The sequence below is a fragment of the Tamlana sp. 2_MG-2023 genome (genome assembly GCF_030548465.1).
Classification (GTDB): domain Bacteria; phylum Bacteroidota; class Bacteroidia; order Flavobacteriales; family Flavobacteriaceae; genus Pseudotamlana.
The window spans coordinates 225270-246596 of record NZ_JAUOSF010000004.1; the positions used below are offsets into that span (position 1 = coordinate 225270).

At 35.9% G+C, this 21327-nt stretch carries 20 protein-coding genes; 14 read left to right on the forward strand and 6 right to left on the reverse strand.

Annotated features, from left to right (window positions below; all coding sequences use genetic code 11):
• Positions 1 to 30: 30 nt before the first annotated feature.
• The 6 genes from Q4566_RS08430 to Q4566_RS08455 all read right to left on the reverse strand — a co-directional run bounded on the left by Q4566_RS08430 (position 31) and on the right by Q4566_RS08455 (position 8096).
• A complete protein-coding gene (locus tag Q4566_RS08430) occupies positions 31 to 2322 on the reverse strand; it encodes a TonB-dependent receptor (protein WP_303420188.1) in 2292 nt (763 codons plus the stop codon).
• A 32-nt stretch (positions 2323 to 2354) separates the two neighbouring features.
• A complete protein-coding gene (locus Q4566_RS08435) occupies positions 2355 to 3644 on the reverse strand; it encodes a sorbosone dehydrogenase family protein (protein WP_303420189.1) in 1290 nt (429 codons plus the stop codon).
• Positions 3645 to 3778: 134 nt separating this feature from the next.
• Positions 3779 to 4258, reverse strand: coding sequence for a DUF4625 domain-containing protein (locus Q4566_RS08440; RefSeq protein WP_303420190.1), 480 nt, complete (start codon positions 4256 to 4258; stop codon positions 3779 to 3781).
• 116 nt (positions 4259 to 4374) lie between these two features.
• Entirely contained in the window at positions 4375 to 5148 is a 774-nt protein-coding gene (locus Q4566_RS08445; RefSeq protein ID WP_303420191.1) for a DUF4625 domain-containing protein, read from the reverse strand.
• Between the two features lie 38 nt (positions 5149 to 5186).
• Positions 5187 to 7508 (reverse strand): TonB-dependent receptor, encoded by a 2322-nt coding sequence (locus tag Q4566_RS08450; RefSeq protein WP_303420192.1) that lies wholly within the window; start codon positions 7506 to 7508, stop codon positions 5187 to 5189.
• A gap of 276 nt (positions 7509 to 7784) precedes the next feature.
• Positions 7785 to 8096: a hypothetical protein gene (locus Q4566_RS08455; RefSeq protein ID WP_303420193.1), complete on the reverse strand. Its 312-nt coding sequence runs from the start codon at positions 8094 to 8096 to the stop codon at positions 7785 to 7787.
• 404 nt (positions 8097 to 8500) lie between these two features.
• On the opposite strand from Q4566_RS08455, the gene Q4566_RS08460 reads away from it, so the two are divergent.
• The 14 genes from Q4566_RS08460 to Q4566_RS08525 all read left to right on the forward strand — a co-directional run bounded on the left by Q4566_RS08460 (position 8501) and on the right by Q4566_RS08525 (position 21304).
• Positions 8501 to 8962, forward strand: a complete 462-nt coding sequence (locus Q4566_RS08460) for a UpxY family transcription antiterminator (RefSeq protein WP_303420194.1) — start codon at positions 8501 to 8503, stop codon at positions 8960 to 8962.
• 322 nt (positions 8963 to 9284) lie between these two features.
• Entirely contained in the window at positions 9285 to 9713 is a 429-nt protein-coding gene (locus Q4566_RS08465) for a DUF2061 domain-containing protein (protein WP_303420195.1), read from the forward strand.
• On the forward strand, positions 9698 to 10306 hold the full coding sequence (gene cysC, locus Q4566_RS08470; protein WP_303420196.1) for an adenylyl-sulfate kinase: 609 nt from the start codon (positions 9698 to 9700) through the stop codon (positions 10304 to 10306). The genes Q4566_RS08465 and cysC overlap by 16 nt, the downstream gene beginning before the upstream one ends.
• Positions 10299 to 11204 (forward strand): sulfate adenylyltransferase subunit CysD, encoded by a 906-nt coding sequence (cysD, locus tag Q4566_RS08475; RefSeq protein WP_303420197.1) that lies wholly within the window; start codon positions 10299 to 10301, stop codon positions 11202 to 11204. Before cysC ends, cysD begins: the two co-directional genes overlap by 8 nt.
• 69 nt (positions 11205 to 11273) lie before the next feature.
• On the forward strand, positions 11274 to 12527 hold the full coding sequence (locus Q4566_RS08480; protein ID WP_303420198.1) for a sulfate adenylyltransferase subunit 1: 1254 nt from the start codon (positions 11274 to 11276) through the stop codon (positions 12525 to 12527).
• Positions 12528 to 12536: 9 nt separating this feature from the next.
• Positions 12537 to 13325, forward strand: coding sequence for a 3'(2'),5'-bisphosphate nucleotidase CysQ (gene cysQ, locus Q4566_RS08485; RefSeq protein ID WP_303420199.1), 789 nt, complete (start codon positions 12537 to 12539; stop codon positions 13323 to 13325).
• 158 nt (positions 13326 to 13483) lie between these two features.
• Positions 13484 to 14599, forward strand: coding sequence for a GDP-mannose 4,6-dehydratase (gmd, locus tag Q4566_RS08490; protein ID WP_303420200.1), 1116 nt, complete (start codon positions 13484 to 13486; stop codon positions 14597 to 14599).
• A gap of 234 nt (positions 14600 to 14833) precedes the next feature.
• Positions 14834 to 15199, forward strand: coding sequence for a four helix bundle protein (locus Q4566_RS08495; protein WP_303420201.1), 366 nt, complete (start codon positions 14834 to 14836; stop codon positions 15197 to 15199).
• Positions 15200 to 15546: 347 nt separating this feature from the next.
• Positions 15547 to 16590 carry a GDP-L-fucose synthase gene (locus tag Q4566_RS08500; protein ID WP_303420202.1) on the forward strand — a complete coding sequence of 348 codons (1044 nt, stop codon included), beginning with the start codon at positions 15547 to 15549 and terminating at the stop codon, positions 16588 to 16590.
• A gap of 208 nt (positions 16591 to 16798) precedes the next feature.
• Complete coding sequence (locus Q4566_RS08505) at positions 16799 to 17653, forward strand: ABC transporter permease (RefSeq protein ID WP_303420203.1); 855 nt, start codon at positions 16799 to 16801, stop codon at positions 17651 to 17653.
• A 17-nt stretch (positions 17654 to 17670) separates the two neighbouring features.
• Positions 17671 to 18939 carry an ABC transporter ATP-binding protein gene (locus tag Q4566_RS08510; RefSeq protein WP_303420204.1) on the forward strand — a complete coding sequence of 423 codons (1269 nt, stop codon included), beginning with the start codon at positions 17671 to 17673 and terminating at the stop codon, positions 18937 to 18939.
• Positions 18924 to 19721: a sulfotransferase domain-containing protein gene (locus tag Q4566_RS08515; protein ID WP_303420205.1), complete on the forward strand. Its 798-nt coding sequence runs from the start codon at positions 18924 to 18926 to the stop codon at positions 19719 to 19721. The genes Q4566_RS08510 and Q4566_RS08515 overlap by 16 nt, the downstream gene beginning before the upstream one ends.
• Positions 19722 to 19733: 12 nt before the next feature.
• Positions 19734 to 20429 carry a sulfotransferase family 2 domain-containing protein gene (locus Q4566_RS08520; protein ID WP_303420206.1) on the forward strand — a complete coding sequence of 232 codons (696 nt, stop codon included), beginning with the start codon at positions 19734 to 19736 and terminating at the stop codon, positions 20427 to 20429.
• Positions 20430 to 20434: 5 nt separating this feature from the next.
• On the forward strand, positions 20435 to 21304 hold the full coding sequence (locus Q4566_RS08525) for a glycosyltransferase family 2 protein (RefSeq protein ID WP_303420207.1): 870 nt from the start codon (positions 20435 to 20437) through the stop codon (positions 21302 to 21304).
• Positions 21305 to 21327 lie beyond the last annotated feature (23 nt).

Genomic DNA, 21327 nt, shown 5'->3' on the forward strand with positions numbered 1-21327 from the left:
CATTGAAGCAATTTTACTGATGTTGTTCTACTACATATCGTAACGCAACTTAAAACCACCAAACCAGTTACGTGGAGCCCCCGGATAATAATAACGTGGTTCAGAATTACCAAAACCAACGGCGTTTATTAAAATTGAAGCGGCATAGGTTTCATTGGTAAAATTATTAATACCCGCATTCACCTCGATACTAAGGTGCTCAGAGAGTTCATTTTTATAAGCGAGTTTCGCATTAAAAACGGTATAAGGATCAGAGTACAAAGTGTTGGCATCGTTCATTGGCATATCTCCAACGTACAACATATTGGTATCAAAGCTGAAATGTTTTAAGCCGAATTGGAGTCCGCCATTCACTTTATGATCAGGCACACCAGTAAGTTCATTACCAGAATAATCAGAATTTCCATCAACAAAATCTATAAATCGGTGATCTGTAATTTCAGCATTCATATAAGGCCGAAGCATGAAACTGTAATTAAATTCTTGAGTATAGAAAACTGCAAGCTCTACCCCTTTATGTTCTGTTTTTCCTGCGTTTCTTCCTATGTATTGATCTTCACCTACGCGATCGGCTACAAGTAAATTATCAATATCTAGCAGGTAGGCTGAAACCTGCATACGCAAACGCTTTTGAAAAGCATAAAATTCACTACCAAGCTCATAATTATAGCCTGTTTCGGGCCCTAAATCTGGATTAATTACCCCTTCTGGCGTTAAGGTTTCTTCAATAGATGGAAAATTATAACCACGGCTAAAATTCGCATAAACCTCCAAATTTGGTGTAAATTGATACAAAACATTGACATTTGGAGCCAAAATAGGATCAAAATCGCGATCGGCAGAGGTATTTTCATTGCCATCATGATAATAATCTAAAAACGAAAAGCTGGTTTTATTCATGTTAAGCCCCAACTGTACTTTTAAAGCTTCAGTAAGTACTAAAGTTGTCGTAGCAAAAACATTAAGGCTGTTTCGTTTTTCTAAATTATCACTTAGCAAATCACCTTCTATACTGCCGTTTCCGGGCTGTGATTCATAGAGGTTTTCAAGTGTTTTCCAATGGTATTCATCGGCGTATAGTTCGGCACCAAAACTTAAGCTTGAGATATCATCTAGAAAATCAAAATCCTGAACAAAAAGAGTACGCGCACCATAACCGTTGGTATATTCATCTAAAATATTAAACGGTCGTGGTTCGTAATGATCTAGGTAAGAGTAAAACACTGAGGTGGTATTACTAAAACGGTTGGTAAATCGGTGCGTGTAATTTAAACCTATTAAAATTTGGTCATTGTCTTCATAACCTTGTGCAGCTCCCCAGGTGTATGCTGCTTGTGAAGGATCTTCTTCAAAATCGGACTGTCCTATTGAACTGGCTATTTGCGCAAAATAATTGGTGTAGTTTATAAGAAACCCGAGTTCATTTTTTTCATCAAACTTATAATTGGTATTTAGCAGCACGGCATCTCTACGGTAGGCGCTGTTGTCACGAAAACCATCAGATTCTAAATGGTCATAATTAAGATGCACAGCGAATTTTTCTTCGGCAGTACCAAAAGTGATTCTGTTTTTAATTAAACCAAAGCTACCCATGGTAAAACTGTTTGAAAATCGTGTTTCTCCTACAGCGGCTTGTTTGGTATTAAGCAATAAGGTTCCACCCAAATTACTTCCGTAAGGGGTTGCTTTAGGTCCTTTTACGACTTCAATATTGGCAATATCTTCAGGATCAAAAGCATCAATTGAGGTTTCGCCAGCGCCATTGGTAATAGGAATCCCATTAAAATAAGCTCGTATTTTATTGGTTCCATAAAGGGTTCTAGAGCCCACACCTCTAATCACGATTCTATTGGTGTTTAAAGCGCCACTTTGTATGTAAACACCTGGAGTTTCATTAAGAGCGGAAACGAGGTTCACTGGACTGTATGCTTCAATGTTTTTAGAACTGACTTTGGTGGTTGGTATGATAACCTGACTTTCCTTTTGAAAATTTGAAGAAATAACCACCGTATTTAGTTGTTCCCTGTTTTCTAGAGAAACCAATTGAACAACAACATTTGAAACCGTAACACTTACTGTTTTCACTTCATAATTAGGATGTTTTAAAACAAGACGTATCGGGAAATTTAAAGAATCGGCTAAGATAAAAGCTCCAAAATCATCAGTTTTAGTGATTATTTTTGAGTCGATTGAAAGCGTTACGTTAGCAACACCTTCACCTGCTTCATTCTTCACTAAACCACTAATTTGCTGAGCTATTAAGGTATGATTCCAAAGTATAACACTTAGAATCACAACCATTTTTAGTAGAGTTATGCGCATAGGCCATTATATTTTTTATGAATTTTTAAAACCTAGTTGGTATAACTTACTTTCCAAATGGTACTCCCGTCATCATCGTTTACGAGTAAATCACCTTGAGGCGTTTCGGTGACACAAACTGGGCGCCCGTAAACCTCAGAGTTGTTTTCATCAGCTATAAATCCGGTTAAAAATTCTTGTGGTTTCCCTGTTGGTTTTCCATTTTCAAAAGGAATAAACACCACGCGATATCCAGAAAGTACCGAACGATTCCAAGAACCGTGTTGCCCTACAAAGACACCGTTTTTATATTTATCAGGGAAGCTATCTTTAGTATAAAAAGTGAGACCTAAAGAAGCCGTATGTGGCCCCACAGAAACATCTGGCACTAAGGTTTTGGCTACCAAATCTGGAGCTTTACCTTCCATACGAGGATCTTCAATACTACCATAATAAGCATATGGCCATCCGTAAAACCCACCTTTTTGTACACTTGTAACATAATCTGGCACTAAATTATCGCCAATTTTATCGCGTTCATTAACAGCTGTCCATAACTCACCGTTCACAGGATTCCAATCCATACCAACCGGGTTTCGTAATCCGCTGGCATAAATAATTTCTTCCTTTCCGTTAAGGTCAACTTCTATAATATTGGCACGTCGTTCTTCTTCCTCCATACCATATTCTCCAACATTACTCGCTGATCCTACTGAAATATAGATTTTATCTTGATTTTCGTTGGTGATGATATTTCTAGTCCAATGGTTGTTATAACCACCGGCCGGAAGTTCTACTATTTTTTCACCTTCAGAAGACTTTATCGACGTTTGACCAACTTTGTATGGAAACTTAAGTAATCCATCGGTGTTGGCGACATAAAAAGTATCACCAATGATTAGCATTCCGAAAGGCTGATTTAGCCCTTCTAAAAATGTTTCTCGAAGTTCAAAGGTTCCGTCGTTATTGGTATCTCTTAAAATGGTAATACGATCGGCACTATTTTTTGTATCTGATTCTACCACAAATAGATCACCATTAGGCCCTATGTAAGTCCACCGTGGATGCTTAAAGTCATCGGCAAGCTTGGTTACGGTAAACCCTTCTGGGGCCATTGGCATTTTATCCTCTGGCCAATCCACCATTCTGCGCTCATTTCTAACAGATTTAGAAGCGTATGGTTTTGGTAAAATAAGTTCACCAACGGCTGTTTGTACCGTATCTGCTTGTTCCTCTTGCGTGTGTTCTTCTTTAGTTTGTGTTACAGACTCTTCTTTTTCCGATTTACACGAGAGTATTAAACTCAAGACTAAGACTACTAATAAGTATTTTTTCTTTATCATAATGTCAGTTTTAATTGTTTTAAAATTAAAACACTGACGTCAAACCCATTAACGCTATCAATTCGTTAATAAAATTTTAACATTTTTCCGAAGGAAATTACAACATAGCTTACTAAGCTCTGCTTTTCAAATTTCTAATCGACAATCTTTATATCGACTGATGTTCTCGTCTGCCAGCCCGTTTGATCGGTTACCGAGTAAGCACAGTGATAATCGCCAGTATCGACATCGTTAGGAATGGTAATAGCAATGTTTATTTCATAAGACGTTGGGCCGCCATCAATACTATAATTTTCTACAATCAATAAAGGATTAACAGGATCTTTAACGGGGTTTAAACTACAATTTCCCTCTTGATCATCATGGGTATGGTGGTCAAAATTGTTATGAATATTCAGACTGTAAGATGCTAAAGCTTGATTATCGGTTACCAAAGCTCTAAAGTTATAGGTTTCCCCTCTTTTAAGTTCTTCACAGGCCTGCGGAAACCCATCATCATAATTTACGGTGATCGTTGGCTTTTCTTCATCTTTATCGACACCATCATCACTAGAGCAAGATGCTAAAAAGAGTACTAGTATTATCGCAAAATTATATTTTAAGAGTTGTTTCATTTTATAAAGGTATAAAAAAGGCTATCTGAAAAGCAATGACATACAATTTTATGAGACCCTGAATCTAGTTCGGGGTGACGTCGGTTTGACTCTTCAGACAGCCCTATGTTTATTAATTAGGCAGTAATATCAATATGAGACTCATAGGTTTGTGTATTACCGTTTTCATCTTCTACGGTAAAAGTCACGTGATACTCACCTGCAGGAGCCGTTGCTGGAATATCAATGTGCTCATGAAATTCTGCTTCCGTTAAATCGTGATAGTCACTGAAAACTTCTTCATAATCCCATTCTACTTCTCCAGGGTTAACAGTTAAACCATGTGCATGAACATCAACACTAATTTCGTGAATACCATTATGTGCATCCACTAAAAACTCAACGTGAAAATCACCTCCACGTGCTGCAGTAGCATCCATTTCAAATGCGCTTATTGTAATGGGATCTAAAATATCTAAATGCCCTTCTTCTTCAGTTATATTTCCTAGTTCATCTGTTACGATAAATTCTACATGGTATACTCCTGCGGGGATATTAGAAGGAATATCAATATGTTCATGAAACTCGGCATTAATAACTTGGTATTCCGCACCATCATAAACTTGCTCAAAATCCCAATCAACCTCACCTTCGGCAAGTTCTAAATCGTGAGCATGAATTTCAACGGTGATACTGCTTATTACACCTTCTGCATAGATTTCAGCTTCTAAATGTAAATCAGACCCTTTATACGCAACAGGTTCGGTTGAATGTGAATCCCCTTCTCCGTATTCAAAATCAGTAATTACAGGCGCATCAATGCTTCCACCGCCGTCGTCGTCACTACTACAAGATTGAAAAAAGATTCCTAAAGTTAGGATAATGGCTAAAAATTTAATTTGTGTTTTCATAATTTTAGTTTTAATAAATGTTAATAATTATTGATTATTTAAAAAGGTAATGTTATTGATAATGATAGATTCCTACCGGCTTCTGGCACATCGATTAAACGGTAGAAACTAGTGTGATCAAAATATTTTGTATTGAATACATTGTTGAGTTTAAGGCGTAGTTCTACAGGTAAATCGTTATTGAACAGGTCTATTTCTGATAAATATGACAGATTAAATACCTGGTAACCATCGGTCACTTCTTCTGGCGGTACGATTTCATCCTGAGCAGCGGCTATTTTATATTCAGCTATAAACTGTGGTTTCTCAAAAAACAACAGATTTTCAAACTGATATCTTGCGGAAATCAATCCGGTTAAAGGCGGTGAAAACGGAATAGTAAAACCTTCCTTTGGACCGCTAGTTTGTCTAGAATACACGTATTCCGCGGAAGCGTCTATATGTAAATTTTTGAATAGTGTTGTACTTGCTCGCACTTCACCACCTACGCGAAACACCTGACTTTGGGTGTACTCATAAATCTGTAAGGTTTCGTAATAATTTGATGTGGGGTTTAAGTAAATAAAATTCTCAAAATAGTTCACAAACGGACTCACACCTACACTAAAAGCATCGGTGGTATGATCAATATCGATATCCAGTTGATAAGACGATTCGGGGTCTAAATCTAAATTCCCCTTTTCATAACGGTACATGTGATAGTTTACACCATCTGAAGCCAATTCATTAGCCAATGGCATTCTAAAACTCTTACCCACATTCAGCTTGTAGGTGGTGTGGTTATCAATATAGCTCAACCCTGCTGATGCACTAAAACTCCCAAAATCTAAGGTTTTATTTTGAGCACGCTGCATGTATATGTATGACGTTGTACCATCAGGATTATTCACAGGTGTTTGAAACCAATCGTAATAAGCTTTGGTTTCTGTTACGCCATAATCGTAGCGCAAACCAGCTAGTATATGGAAATCTGGATTAACCTCATAGGTGTCGAAAGCAAAGCCACCTACCGTAAATCGGTTGTATTCCGGAATTAAAAAGCCCCAACCTCCAATATTATTGTCTTGATATTCTAAGTTGACTCCAAAAACCATATTGTGTTTGTCATTCGGACTAAAAGCATCGCGAACATTTAAAGCGTAGGTGTTTTTATTAAAAATACGTTCTCTAGTATCGTCAGGTTTTGGCATATAGCCATGTGGCGTAGGCTCAGAGTGTTCTTCTCTTTGATTATTTTGAAAGCCTAAATCGAACAAAAACGTATGCTTACCACTTTCAATAGAGGTATTGTTGGTGATTTTAAAGTGGTTCACCTTATGAAAAGGCAAATCGATATCTCGGTTTGAACTGTCATAATCGATATCTGAAACAATCACCTCCAAACCGTGTGCATTGGCAAAAAACCCGTTTTTAGCGTAAACATTACTAAAGGTGGTTTCCGATTGAATGTTATCTTTAGCATAACCTAAACTAAAGCTAGCGTTAGCCTCTTCACCTGCCGTGTTTCTTAAGTTATTGTCATGCAGATCGAAAATGTAGTTTTCATAGGTAATTTTATCGGTAGGCACTTTATAATCGGCATAATCACGATAAGTTAAACGTCCGCGGTAATACCAATGATGTTTTCTGGCTTCAATACCTGTTGAAATACCAAATAGATCATTGTTTGTTTCCCCTAACAAGTTCACTTCGCCTTTAAAAGAGTGTAATTCAGGGGTTTTGTTAGGCTGAATATCAACCACTCCCGCAATAGCATCAGAACCATAAACTAATGAGGCTGGCCCTTTAATGATTTGAATGTTTTCAATACCGTATTGATCAATTTCTAAACCGTGGTCGCTCCCCCATTGCTGGGCTTCATGCTTAATTCCGTTTTGAACCACTGCGACCCTATTAAAGCCCAAACCACGAATAACAGGCTTCGATTGTCCCGACCCAATATTTACAGTACTCACACCAGGGATTTTACCCAGAGTTTGCATCAAACTATTTTCTCTATTGGCTTTTAAAAACACCTCTGAAACCGCTACAGCGACCGCAGGGTTTTCCTTATTTTCACGTATTTTGGTTTTTCCACTGACTTCAACTTCTTTCAGATATGTTGCTGACTCTTTAAGGTGAACAGTTAGCTCAGGCATTTCTGATTTGACGGCTATGGTTATTTCTGCGGAAGCGTAACCCATACTAGAAACCGTTATGTCATAGGTTCCCTCTGCCAAGTCTTCAAGAGTAAACGTGCCCGTACTTGATGAAATAGAAAAGATATCTTTCCCATAAATTGTTGCACCTTCTACAGGCTGTAAACTACTAGCATCCAACACAATTCCTTCTACATTGAAAGCCTCTTGTGCAAACGCCATAGTGCATAGGCTAAACCATAGCCAAACACTAAGTGTTTTTTTAAACATATTATAATACTAATGAAATTGAAAAATTGTTCGTGAAATTAGAACTTATGATCTCCCCTAGAACTAAAGCTTAGAGCTCTTGTTGCACATTAATAACCTTGACTTTGTAACCAACTATCCTTTAAATCATAGTTTTTAATGAACTACATGCGGAAATTAGTTATACAAAAAAGGGACTCCATACAACAAGGTGTATGAGCAAAATGCTAATAATAAAAAAAGAGGAAATTACCCTAAAAAAGGTGGTGGTCTTGAAACCAACTCATCGGTATCGATGGCATTGGAGTATCTGTAATTGTAATATTTTCTTAACTCTTGCTTGTAAACAAACTCTTGGACAAGAAAAGAAAATTCTTGAATATCTGGAGTAAGTGCAGGCGTTAAATTGAAAGCCGTGGCGTGGTTACAAACCACACAATGAAGTGCATGATCCTCATCATCAGAATGATGAAAAACCTCATGCAGCCCTACCATTTTCACCGTTAGGAAAAGGATAAGAAAAAAATAAGTGATATTATTTTTAATACGACTTGCTCTCATGAATTTGCAAAAGTAGAAAATATAACCTGAAGCTAACGCGCTTAAAGTGTTAAGGAAATATTAAAATAAGAATTTCGCATCAAATCCCGTTATGCCATTAAATTATTAAAATTGACATTAAAATTTTATAAAATCCATAAAAGCACCTAATCTTTACAGCTCTTTAATATTAAGTTAAAGCAATGTTAATAAAATTCCATAACTTTGGGTACAGAAAATATTACACTATGATTTGATATAAATAGAGTTTATTACATTAATCCATAATTCCTTTGATCGTGAAAAAAATTAAACTAATTAGTATGATCTCTCTCTCTTTATTAATTATTGGCTCATCTTTATCCCTCCTCTATGTTATTATGTGTTGTTAAAAATTTTAATATACATTTAAGCATAGCATTGTGATGGATTGGAAAGTCTTGTATGTAAAACCAAGAAATGAAAAGAAGGTGGCTACTGGACTTTCTAAGCTTGGCATAACGGCTTATTGCCCTACGGTGACCGAAATTCGCCAATGGTCCGACAGAAAAAAAAAGGTAGAAATTCCGCTACTTACATCCTACGTACTTGTTAAAGTTAAGGAAAACGAACATGATTTGGTATTTCAAATCCCAGGTGTGGTACGTTATCTTTTTTGGCTAGGAAAACCTGCTATAGTTAAGGATAGCGATATTGAAGTCATGAAAAATTGGCTTAGTAAAGAAAATACTCAGGCTCAAGTTGAAAATATTCAACCTGGCGACCGTATAAAAATAAAATCAGGACTTTTTGAAGGTAAAAAAGCACTGGTTCATGAAATAAACACCAACAGAATCCAGTTAATTTTATTGGATTTAGATATGAAAATTACTTTTAACAGAAACTAAACTGTTTCAAGTATTTTTTTTGGTGAAATAACAACCTTTGCTGTGACTCAGGAGGCGTAGCGGTGGAAAAAACTCAAGAAATTAACCTATAAATAAGATTACAATTTTAAAAACTTCTAAGGGTACATTAAGTAAAAAATAAATACAATTATCCATAACCACTCTTAATACACAGTCGCTTCAAGCCTGCCTATCGGCAGACCGGCGGAGTCGAGAAGTTCGTCAAGTTCATACTTTAAACAACACGACGACTATACTAAACCTGCCAAGCATTTTTTAATAATAGACTGAAACCCAAAAAAAATACGCCCCTCATTTAATAATGCCAAAAAAAATACACCGAAGACATATTGTAAAAGCGATAACTTGGCGATTAGTAGGTACTATAGACACCATAATACTATCGTGGTTCATTTCTGGAAGTCCATTAATTGGACTAAAAATCGGAGCGTTTGAAGTTGTTACTAAAATGCTTTTATATTATGTTCATGAACAAATTTGGTTTAAAGTAAAAATAAAAGAAAGCAAAAAAAGGCACTTATTAAAAACGGTAACTTGGAGAATCATAGGTACTATAGACACCATGATCTTGGCTTGGATAATTTCCGGAAACCCATTAACAGGTTTAAGCATTGGTGCTGCAGAAGTCATTACAAAAATGGCTTTGTATTATTTACACGAACGTGTTTGGTATAAAATTGATTTTGGTTTAGAAAAAAGAAGACGATTAAAAAAATGGAAAAAAACATAACAAACCACGAATACAAAATATGTAGATTAGAACGCCAAAAATTAAATGGACACAATTCCTTTTTAATTTTTTTCACAGGTTTATCAGGTTCTGGAAAATCTACTATAGCGAATGCTTTAGAAGAACGGTTGAATCATGATAAAATCCACACCTATGTACTAGATGGCGATAATGTAAGACGTGGAATTAATCAAAACTTAGGCTTTTCTCCTCAAGACCGATCTGAAAACAACAGACGTATTGGGGAAATTTCAAAATTATTTATAGATGCTGGTTTAGTGGTATTGGCGGCCTTTGTAGCCCCCTATCAAAAAGATAGACACTTCATTAAAGAAACCGTAAGTCCGGAAAATTTTATTGAAGTTTTTGTAAATACGAGTTTGAAAGTCTGCGAAGAGCGTGATGTAAAAGGGCTTTACAAAAAAGCACGTGCTGGTGAGATTAAAAATATGACAGGAATATCGGCACCATATGAGACTCCTGAAAATCCAGATGTGGAAGTTTCCCATTTAAATACTATAGAAGAATCAGTTGAAATTATATTTCAAGCCATTAAAAATAAATTAGACGTTAAAAACAGTATTAATGAGTAAGTACTATTTAAATTATTTAGACGAGTTAGAGTCGGAAGCTATTTATGTTTTACGAGAAGTTTGGGCACAATTTGAAAACCCAGTCATCCTTTTTTCAGGAGGAAAAGACTCCATTTTAGTTACACATTTAGCTAAAAAAGCATTCTACCCCTCTAAGATTCCCTTTCCATTAATGCACGTGGATACCGGACATAATTTCCCAGAGACTATTAAATTTAGAGATGACATCATCAAAGATTTAGGCGCTAAACTTATTGTTGGTTCTGTTCAAGAATCTATCGATGATGGCCGTGTTGCTGAAGAAAAAGGAAAAAATGCCACAAGAAACGCTTTACAAATCACAACTTTATTAGACGCTATCGAGTCTAACAAAATTGATTGTGCTATTGGTGGCGGACGCCGAGATGAAGAAAAAGCACGTGCTAAAGAACGTTTCTTCTCTCATCGTGATGATTTCGGACAATGGGATCCTAAAAACCAACGCCCAGAATTATGGAACATTTTTAACGGCAAGCATTTTGAAGGCGAACACTTTAGAGCCTTCCCTATTTCAAACTGGACAGAAATGGATGTTTGGAACTACATTAAAAGAGAAAACATCGCGATTCCTTCCCTATATTATGCTCACGAACGTGAAGTGGTTTGGAGACAAGATGCTTGGATTCCAAATTCTGAATTTCTTGTTTTAGAAGACCATGAAGAAATCGTAACGAAAAAAATCCGGTTTAGAACCTTAGGAGACATTACCATAACAGGTGGTATTGAATCTGATGCTGACACCTTAGAGAAAATCGCTGATGAAGTCTCAGGTATGCGTCAAACTGAAAGAGGGAATAGATCTGATGACAAACGTTCAGAATCTGCTATGGAAGACCGTAAACGTCAAGGCTACTTCTAAATTTAATATACAACTCAACTCAATAAAGATCTTGCTAAATTCAATTTAGTAATCCTATAAAAAAGTCACATGTTAGATAACAACCAATTATTACGTTTTACAACAGCCGGAAGTGTAGATGATGGAAAAAGTACCTTAATCGGCCGATTACTATACGATTCTAAATCTATATTTGAAGACCAACTAGAATCTATTGAAAACACAAGTAAAAAGAAAGGCCATGATGGTGTAGATTTAGCTTTGTTTACCGATGGATTACGCGATGAACGCGAACAAGGCATCACCATAGATGTGGCCTACCGCTATTTTACAACACCAAAGCGTAAATTTATTATAGCCGATACTCCTGGGCACATTCAATACACCAGAAACATGGTTACTGGGGCTTCTACTGCCAATGTAGCCACAATTTTAATCGATGCCCGTCATGGGGTTATCGAACAAACAAAACGCCACGCTTTTATCGCTTCTTTACTTCAAATCCCTCATGTTATTGTTTGTATTAACAAAATGGATTTGGTCGATTTTTCTGAAGATGTGTTCAACAACATCGTTTCTCAATTTGAAGAAATCGCCTCTAAATTATTGATTAAAGATGTACGCTTTATTCCTATGAGCGCCCTTTTAGGCGATAACGTTGTGAATAGATCTGAAAACATGTCTTGGTACCAAGGAGCACCAATGCTACATATCTTGGAGACCATGCACATTAGTAGCGATATAAACAAAGTCGATGGCCGTTTTCCAGTTCAAACCGTATTAAGACCTCAAAGTGACGACTTTAGAGACTATAGAGGCTATGCCGGTAGAATTTCTAGTGGTATCTTCAGACCTGGAGACGATGTTACCGTTATGCCGTCTGGTTTTAATTCAAAAATAAAATCAATTGATACCCTTGAAGGCTCTTTAGAGGAAGCCTTTGCACCCATGTCAGTTTCTATAACTTTAGAAGATGATATTGATATTAGTCGTGGTGATATGATTGTGCGTTCCAACAATAAACCAGAAGCCTCACAAGATATTGAAGTAATGCTATGTTGGCTGAACAATGATGCGGCTAAACCTAGAGCGAAATACAGCATTCGTCATACATCAAACGACCAAAAAGCCATGATTAAAGAGGTGATTTATAAAATCGACATTGAAACTCTAGATCGTGTGAGTGGTGATGACAGCCTCAACATGAATGACATTTCAAAAGTAAAAATTAGAACGACAAAACCTTTAATGATTGATTCGTATCGTGAAAACAGAACAACAGGAAGTTTAATCTTAGTTGATGATGCTACTAATGAAACTGTTGCTGCAGGAATGATTATTTAATACTTATTTATGACAAACCTTACAGAATTAGCCATTAAAGCCGCTTTAAAAGCGGGTAAACGTATCATGGAAATTTATGATACCGAAGATTTTGACGTTAACTTTAAAAGTGACGATTCACCTCTAACAAAGGCCGACGTTGCTTCACACAATATAATAGTTAAAGAACTCGAAACACTTTCCTACCCGATTCTTTCAGAAGAAGGACAACATCTTCCTTATGAAGACCGAAAAAACTGGAACCAATTGTGGATTGTAGATCCTATTGATGGTACTAAAGAATTCATTAAAAGAAACGGAGAGTTTACGGTTAATATCGCTTTTGTGGACGACCAAGTCCCTACCATAGGAGTAATTTACGTACCAGCTCAAAATATCTTGTATTTCGCTAATGCGGAAATAGGCGCGTTTAAACTAAGTAACCCATCAGAAGATTTTTCTTTGGAACAGATGTTAGCCAATGCTGAAAAAATGCCTTTACCGCTACAAAAAGAAAAATTCACGATTGTCGCTAGCCGCTCACACCTGTCTCCAGAAACACAGGAATTCATCGATACTATGAAAGAAAAACATGGTGACGTAGAAACCATTTCTAAAGGCAGCAGCCTAAAACTTTGTATGGTAGCCGAAGGTGTTGCCGATTGCTATCCAAGATTTGCCCCAACTATGGAATGGGACACCGCAGCAGGAAATGCCATTTGCTTAGCCGCTGGATTTGATGTGATTGACCAGGGTACAGGAGAAAATATGCTATACAACAGAAAAGAATTATTGAATAACTGGTTTTTAGTGAAGTAAAAATTTGAATCTCGTGATGTCAGGTCGAACACAGTCCAGACCGATTCATGAATAGTAGTAATACGTCACCCTGAATTTATTTCAGGGTCTCATAATCATACAACAAGACGCAAACACCTAATAAAAACCAACAAAAAATTAAAATACAAATCAAACCAATGAAAAAAGTCGCATTTATAACAGGCGTAACAGGTCAGGATGGTGCCTACCTAAGTGAATTCCTATTAAAAAAAGGTTACGAAGTACACGGTTTAAAACGCCGTTCATCATTATTCAACACCGATAGAATCGACCACTTATACCAAGATCCGCATATCGAAAACCGTAATTTTATTTTACATTATGGTGATATGAACGACAGTACCAACCTTACGCGACTCATTCAAGAAATTCAGCCTGACGAAATTTACAACCTGGCCGCAATGAGTCACGTTCAAGTGTCTTTCGAAATGCCGGAATACACCGCGAATGCCGATGGTATTGGGACGTTACGTCTCTTAGAGGCTATTCGTTTATTAGGTTTAGAGAAGAAAACCAGAATATACCAAGCGTCTACTTCCGAGTTATACGGCAAAGTACAAGAAGTGCCGCAGAGTGAAACCACACCGTTTTACCCACGTTCCCCTTACGCTGTAGCAAAAATGTACGCCTATTGGATTACGGTAAATTACCGTGAAGCCTATGGTATTTATGCTTGTAACGGTATTTTATTTAATCACGAATCGCCAATTCGTGGGGAAACTTTTGTAACAAGAAAAATCACCCGCGCCACTTCTAGAATTGCCTTAGGTTTACAAGACACATTTTTCTTAGGTAATCTAGACGCGAAACGCGATTGGGGCCATGCCAAAGATTATGTACGCATGATGTGGATGATCTTACAAGCCGATGAAGCTGAAGACTGGGTCATCGCCACAGGAAAAACCACCACGGTTAGAGATTTTGTGCGTTTAAGTTTTGCAGAAGTTGGTGTAGAATTAGAATTTAAAGGGGAAGGCGTTGATGAAAAAGCCTATGTGAAGTCTTGTTCTAATCCGGAATACCAACTCGAAATAGGAAAAGAAGTCTTAGCCGTAGATCCAAGATATTTCAGACCAACAGAAGTAGAATTACTAATAGGAGACGCGAGCAAAGCTAATAAGAAGTTAGGCTGGTCCTGCCAATACGAACTAGCAGATTTAGTGAAAGACATGATGCAAGGTGATTTAAGTTTGATGAAAAAAGACCAGTATTTGAAGGATGGAAATTATCGAACTTTGAATTATTTTGAATAATTTAAAAAACCCTTGACTGTTGACCTTTGACTGTTGACCAACGATTTCGTTTAACGCTATGCGCGTTTGAATAAACAGGAATAACCGTTGACAATCAGAAAAAAACTATTGACTGTTGACTATTGACTGTTGACATGTCAACGGCTAAGGGTCAACAGTCAAGGGTTTCTTGAAAGTCAAAGGTCAAAAGTCAAGAGTCAAAGGTCAAAAAGAGCCAACCTCCAAACAAAAAAAATGAGAAACTTTAGAACCTGGGACATATACAATGATGGGATGCAATTCGTAAAGGAAATCTACCTTTTATCGAATCACTTACCGAAAGAAGAAATGTATGGTCTAAGCTCTCAAATTAGAAGAGCTACAGTATCTATCGTTAATAATATTGCTGAAGGTGCTGCAAAATCGTCATCAAAAGATTTTCATCGTTTTTTAGAAATGAGTTTAGGCTCCGCTTTTGAAGTCGAAACGCTTCTAAAAACAATACAAAACTTAAACTATTGTAATGCAGATAAAACAAATCAACTCATAGAAAAAGTGGAGAGCTTGGAAAAACGAATAAATGCGTTTATTCAAAAAATAAGGAAAGAAGATTTGAAATAACCATTGAGAGAAAAACACCCTTGACTCTTGACCATTGACTGTTGACCAACAATTACTTTAACGCTGACGCGTTTGGAAAACATGGTATAACCATTGACTGTTGACCCTTAGCCGTTGACTAGTTTAGGTGTAACGCTTGACGCGTTTGAATAAACACAAAATAACTACTAACATTTAAACGTACCCTGAACAAGTCAAAGGTCAATAGTCAAAAGCCAACAGTCAAAAGTCAACAGTCAAAGGTCAACAGTCAAAAGTCAAAAGTCAACAGTCAATAGTCAATGGTCAATAGTCAATAGTCAATAGTCAATGGTCAATAGTCAATGGTCAATAGTAAATTAAAAAATATGAAAATATACATCGCAGGCCACAGGGGCATGGTAGGTTCAGCAGTTTGGCGAGCTCTAGAAAAAGATGGCTATACCAATTTAATAGGAAAAACAAGCTCAGAATTAGATTTAAGAGATCAAGTAGCGGTTACCGAATTTATAAAAAAAGAAAAACCTCAAGTTATTATTGATGCTGCTGCAAGAGTTGGTGGAATTTTAGCGAATAGCCAATTCCCTTATCAATTTCTGATGGAGAATTTGCAAATACAAAACAACCTTATTGACGCCGCGCATAAACATGATGTTAAAAAATTTGTGTTTTTAGGCAGTTCTTGTATCTATCCTAAGTTTGCACCACAACCCCTAAAGGAAGACTATTTATTAACCGATAGTTTAGAACCAACTAATGAATGGTATGCTATAGCGAAAATAACAGGTGTTAAAGCTTGTCAGGCTATTAGAAATCAATATAAGAAGGATTTCGTAAGCCTCATGCCAACCAATCTTTACGGTCCAAACGATAATTTCGACCTAAAATCTTCGCACGTTTTACCTGCCATGCTAAGAAAATTCCACGAAGCCAAAGGTCAAAGGTCAACAGTCAACAGTCAAAAGTCAGAGGTCAACAGTCAAAAGTCAATAGTCAAAGGTCAAAAAGAGTCAAAGGTCAACTGTCAACAGTCAACAGTCAACATTCAGGACAAAGCAGTAACCCTCTGGGGCTCTGGAACCCCCATGCGCGAATTTCTACACGTAGATGATATGGCTCAAGCTGTAGTTCATGCCGTAAATAACGTATTACCAGAGTACCTCTATAACGTAGGCACCGGTAAAGACATCACCATTAAAACTTTAGCGGAAACCATTCAAAAAGTGGTCGGGCATGAAGGTGATATTATTTGGGATTCAGATAAACCTGACGGTACGCCTCGTAAACTTATGGACAGCTCTAAATTGAACCAACTCGGATGGCAAGCCACGACTTCTCTTGAAGATGGTATCGCGAGTACCTACAAATGGTTTTTAGAAAATGTAGATGATTATAAAAAGGTAAAGATTTAACGAGTACACTCATCTTTACGAAGCGTCATGCTGTACTCGATTCAGCATCTCAAATAAGAGTCCAACGAATAAACAATTAAACGAACAGCTATCAATTATTCACTTTTAACTATTAATTTTTAATTTTTAATTGAAAACGTAGCGTCATGCTGAACTCGATTCAGCATCTCCTATAAAGCATCAAACAAAATTACACACAACAAATAACATGAAAACAACACAGGAAGATTGGACGATAGAAATCTACCCCAAGTCTAAATTATTCGATCTGAAGCTAAAAGAATTATGGCATTATCGCGATCTCATTGCCTTATTTGTAAGACGTGATTTTGTTGCCGTATACAAGCAAACCATCTTCGGCCCCTTATGGTTTTTTATCCAACCTATCTTAACTACCATTATGTTTATGGTGGTGTTTGGTGGCATAGCAAAAATGAGTACAGACGGCATGCCTCAAGCGGTATTTTATTTATCTGGAATTGTTTTATGGAATTATTTTTCAACTTGCTTATCAGGAACCTCAAGCACTTTTGTAACTAACAAAGGCGTATTTGGAAAAGTTTATTTCCCAAGGTTGGTGACGCCAATCAGTTTAATTATTTCAAAATTACTAACCTTTGGTGTCCAATTTACACTGTTTTTAGGAGTGTATTTTTATTTCTTATTATTCAAAGAGTCTCAAATACATCCTAATGCTATGATTATGTTTGTTCCTATTTTAATAATAATCACTGGAGGCTTAGCTTTAGGCATGGGATTACTAATCACCGCTTTAACTACAAAATATCGAGATTTCACATTTTTACTAAGCTTTGCCATTCAATTAGGGATGTATGCCACACCAATTATTTATCCAGCCAGTTCAGTTCCTGGTAAAATGAAACTGATTATTATGGCCAATCCCATGAGCGGGATTATTGAAACCTTCCGTTACGCATTCTTAGGAGTAGGAAATTTTAGTTGGGGAGCCTTGTTATATAGTTTTATTGTTATGATTGTATTACTCTCCATTGGAATACTCACATTCAATAAAGTAGAAAAAAGCTTTATGGACACCGTTTAGAATTAAAAAACAAAAAAATGAAACCTGCAATAAAAATAGAAAATTTAAGCAAACAATATCGCCTTGGCTCCGTAGGCACAGGCAGCTTTGCGCACGACATGAACCGCTGGTGGCATACAGTGAGAGGAAAAGCAGACCCCTATTTAAAAATAGGTGAATCAAACGATAGAACTAAAAAAGGAAATTCCGATTACGTTTGGGCTTTACAGAACATTAATTTTGAGGTGCAACCTGGAGAAGTTTTGGGCATTATCGGTAAAAATGGCGCAGGAAAATCTACCCTTTTAAAGTTACTGAGCCGTGTTACAGCACCAACAACCGGAAGCATAAAAGCTAGAGGGCGTATAGCTTCTTTACTTGAAGTAGGCACTGGTTTTCATCCAGAATTAACAGGACGAGAAAATGTCTTTTTAAATGGCGCCATCATGGGCATGACCAAAAAAGAAATTGCTTCTAAATTTGATGAAATTGTTGATTTTGCAGGGTGTGAACGTTATATCGACACCCCTGTTAAACGCTATTCTTCAGGGATGTATGTCCGTTTAGCCTTTGCAGTTGCCGCTCATCTAGAACCTGAAATTTTAATTGTAGATGAAGTATTGGCTGTTGGAGATGCAGAGTTTCAGAAAAAGGCCATAGGTAAAATGAAAGAAGTCTCTAAAGGAGGAGGAAGAACGGTGTTGTTTGTGAGTCATAATATGGCTAGTATTCAACAATTGTGTTCTCGTTGTGTTATTTTAGAAAATGGAACAAAAATATTTGAAGGTGATGTCAATAAAGCTATTACAAGGTATTTACAAAACAGTAAGCTTGATGCGCAACTTAAATTAGTTGATCGTAAAGATAGAACTGGAACAGGTAATTTAAAATTTAGTGACTTTAGAGTTATAAGGGAGAAAACAAATGAGTCCATTGATTGTATTATTTCTGGTGATGACGTTATTTTTCAATTTGAATTAATTGGTGGTTCTGTAAACAACGTTAATTTCAGAATGCAAGTTTTTGATTCCAGTAATCATTTAAAATTTTTATGCAATAACCTACATTCGGCTTCAGCGTTTAAATATGTTAAAGGAACCAATAAAGTACAGTGTAAAATAGCTTCATTCCCGTTACTAACCGGAGATTATTATGTTAACCTTAGATGCCGAGCGGAAAATGAAATCCAAGATGACATAGAATTTGCGTTTGAATTTAAAGTAGAAAATGGAGATTTTTTTGGTACCGGGAACATCCCAGCAATACATGACGGGATTTTAATAAATCATAAATGGGAAATTATATAAATATATTGAAAAGCAAGTTTAATGTCTTCTTAAGAAAGAAACCTGACTTCATAATAATTGGAGTTCAAAAAGGAGGCACAACATCATTGTTTAACTATTTGTCATCTCATCCTAAAATTAAAGCCTCCAGTAAAAAGGAAATACACTATTTTGATTATAATTATGGCAAAGGATTAAGCTGGTATTTAAGGTATTTTCCTTATAAGTGGGATGCCATCGGTAAAATTACAGGTGAATCTAGTCCTTACTATATTTATCACCCTTTAGCCATCAAGAAAATTAAAAAAGATTTTCCTAATGTTAAATTAATTATCATGTTTAGGGAGCCTCTATCTAGAGCTTATTCACAATACAAAATGGAATTAAGAAAAGGAAAGGAGAAAGAATTATCTTTTGAAGAGGCTGTTAAAAATTTTAATGAAATTAACTTAGAGCATGAAAAGTTAAAAAATAAATCAGTGCTCTATAGCTATAGCCATCAGAATTTCTCCTATTTAAATAGAGGCCAATATGCCGACCAATTAAAGGAGGTTTATAAACATTTTACCGAAGACAAAGTTTTACTATTAAAAAGTGAAACATTTTTTTCAAAAACAAAAGAATCATTGGAAGAGGTCTATCATTTTTTAGGAATAAACCCCTTTTTTGATTTCCCTATTGAAATACATAATAAAGGCAATTACGATTTAAAACCAGATATACTACCCCAAAAGTATAATTCGTTTTTCACGAAGTCAAATAGCGACTTATCCAAAATGACAAATGGGAAAATTAGTTGGTAAATAATTAAATGTATGATATCACACAAGCATAAATGTATTTTTATACATATCCCGAAAACAGCAGGATCAAGTATTAATAAATACTTAACAGAAGGAAAATCATTTGATTGGAGAATTCCTAATTATGAATATTTATATGGTTGGTGTCCAGAGCGTCAAATACATATGCAACATGCCACAGCTAAACAAATGTTGGAATTAGAATTGGTAACACAGCAACAATGGGATGAATACTATAAATTTACATTTGTTAGAAATCCATGGGACAGGGCGTATTCTGATTATTTGTGGGTTATGAAAGATACAGGCACAAAAGGTAGCTTTGAAGATTTTTTATTAAAAAAAGGTGGCTTCAGCGTAGTACTTTCTGATAAAACTAAAAAAGAATTTAGAGGCGATCATTTATTAAAACAAACAGAATTTTTCGATACTAACAAAAACCAGCAGTTTAGTGTTAATAAAGTAGGAAGATTTGAAAATTTAAAAGAAGATCTCTCCGAAATAAAAGAAATATTAGGCATTAAAAATGATAAAAAATATTTCGAAAAAAAGAATTCGAATAAAATGGCTTTTTATGATTTTTACCAGATTAATCAAATTAATTTAGTGAAAAGACAATACCAGAAAGATATTGATTTATTAGAATATAATTACCCCAATATATTTGAAATCATTTCACGTAAATTAAAAAAGAAATTAAAACTATAGATTTAATGAAAATCTTAACCATAATTGTCACCTATAACGGAAATAAATGGGTAGACAAGTGTTTTACTAGCCTAAAACAATCTTCTATACCGGTAGACGTGATAGTTCTAGACAACGGTTCTACAGATGGCACCATAAACAATATAAAAAATAACTTTCCCGAAGTTGAATTAATCGAAACTGGTGAAAATTTAGGCTTTGGTAAGGCTAATAACATTGGCCTTAAAAAAGTTTTAGATGAAAATTATGATTATGCATTCTTATTAAATCAAGATGCTTGGGTTGAACCAGATACCATAGGGAAATTGACCCAGATATCATTGAAACATCCAGAATATGGTATTTTAAGCCCAATTCATTTAGCAGGATCTGGCGAGGCAATTGATAGGATTTTCCAAAACTATTTAGGAGTTAATTTTGTCACTCATTTTCTTTCTGACTTATATTTAGGTAAACAAAAAGAACATTATGTAACGAAGTATGCCAATGCGGCAGCTTGGCTCATTCCAAATAAAACTTTAAAAACTATAGGACTTTTTGATTTGATGTTCTCTCATTATGGTGAGGATGATGACTTTGTAATTCGTTTACATCAAGCAGGTTTAAGGCTAGGCTTAGTTCCCAACAGTAGGATTTACCACGATCGACCTCAACAAACCACTAGAAGTGATTTGTTTTATAAGAATGAAATTTCTGTCCTAGCCTTAAAGCAAGCAAAGCATAAAAATATCGCAAAACATTTTCTATATAGACGAATAGTTGCTCAATATTTTACACTCTATTTTACGTCATTTGGTAGGAATAAAAGCATCCGAAGAAAAATTAAAATTGATAAAGAAACTTTAGTTTTTTTAAAACCCTTAGGAAAAGGTTAGATTTTTATAATTAAGTCTAAGAA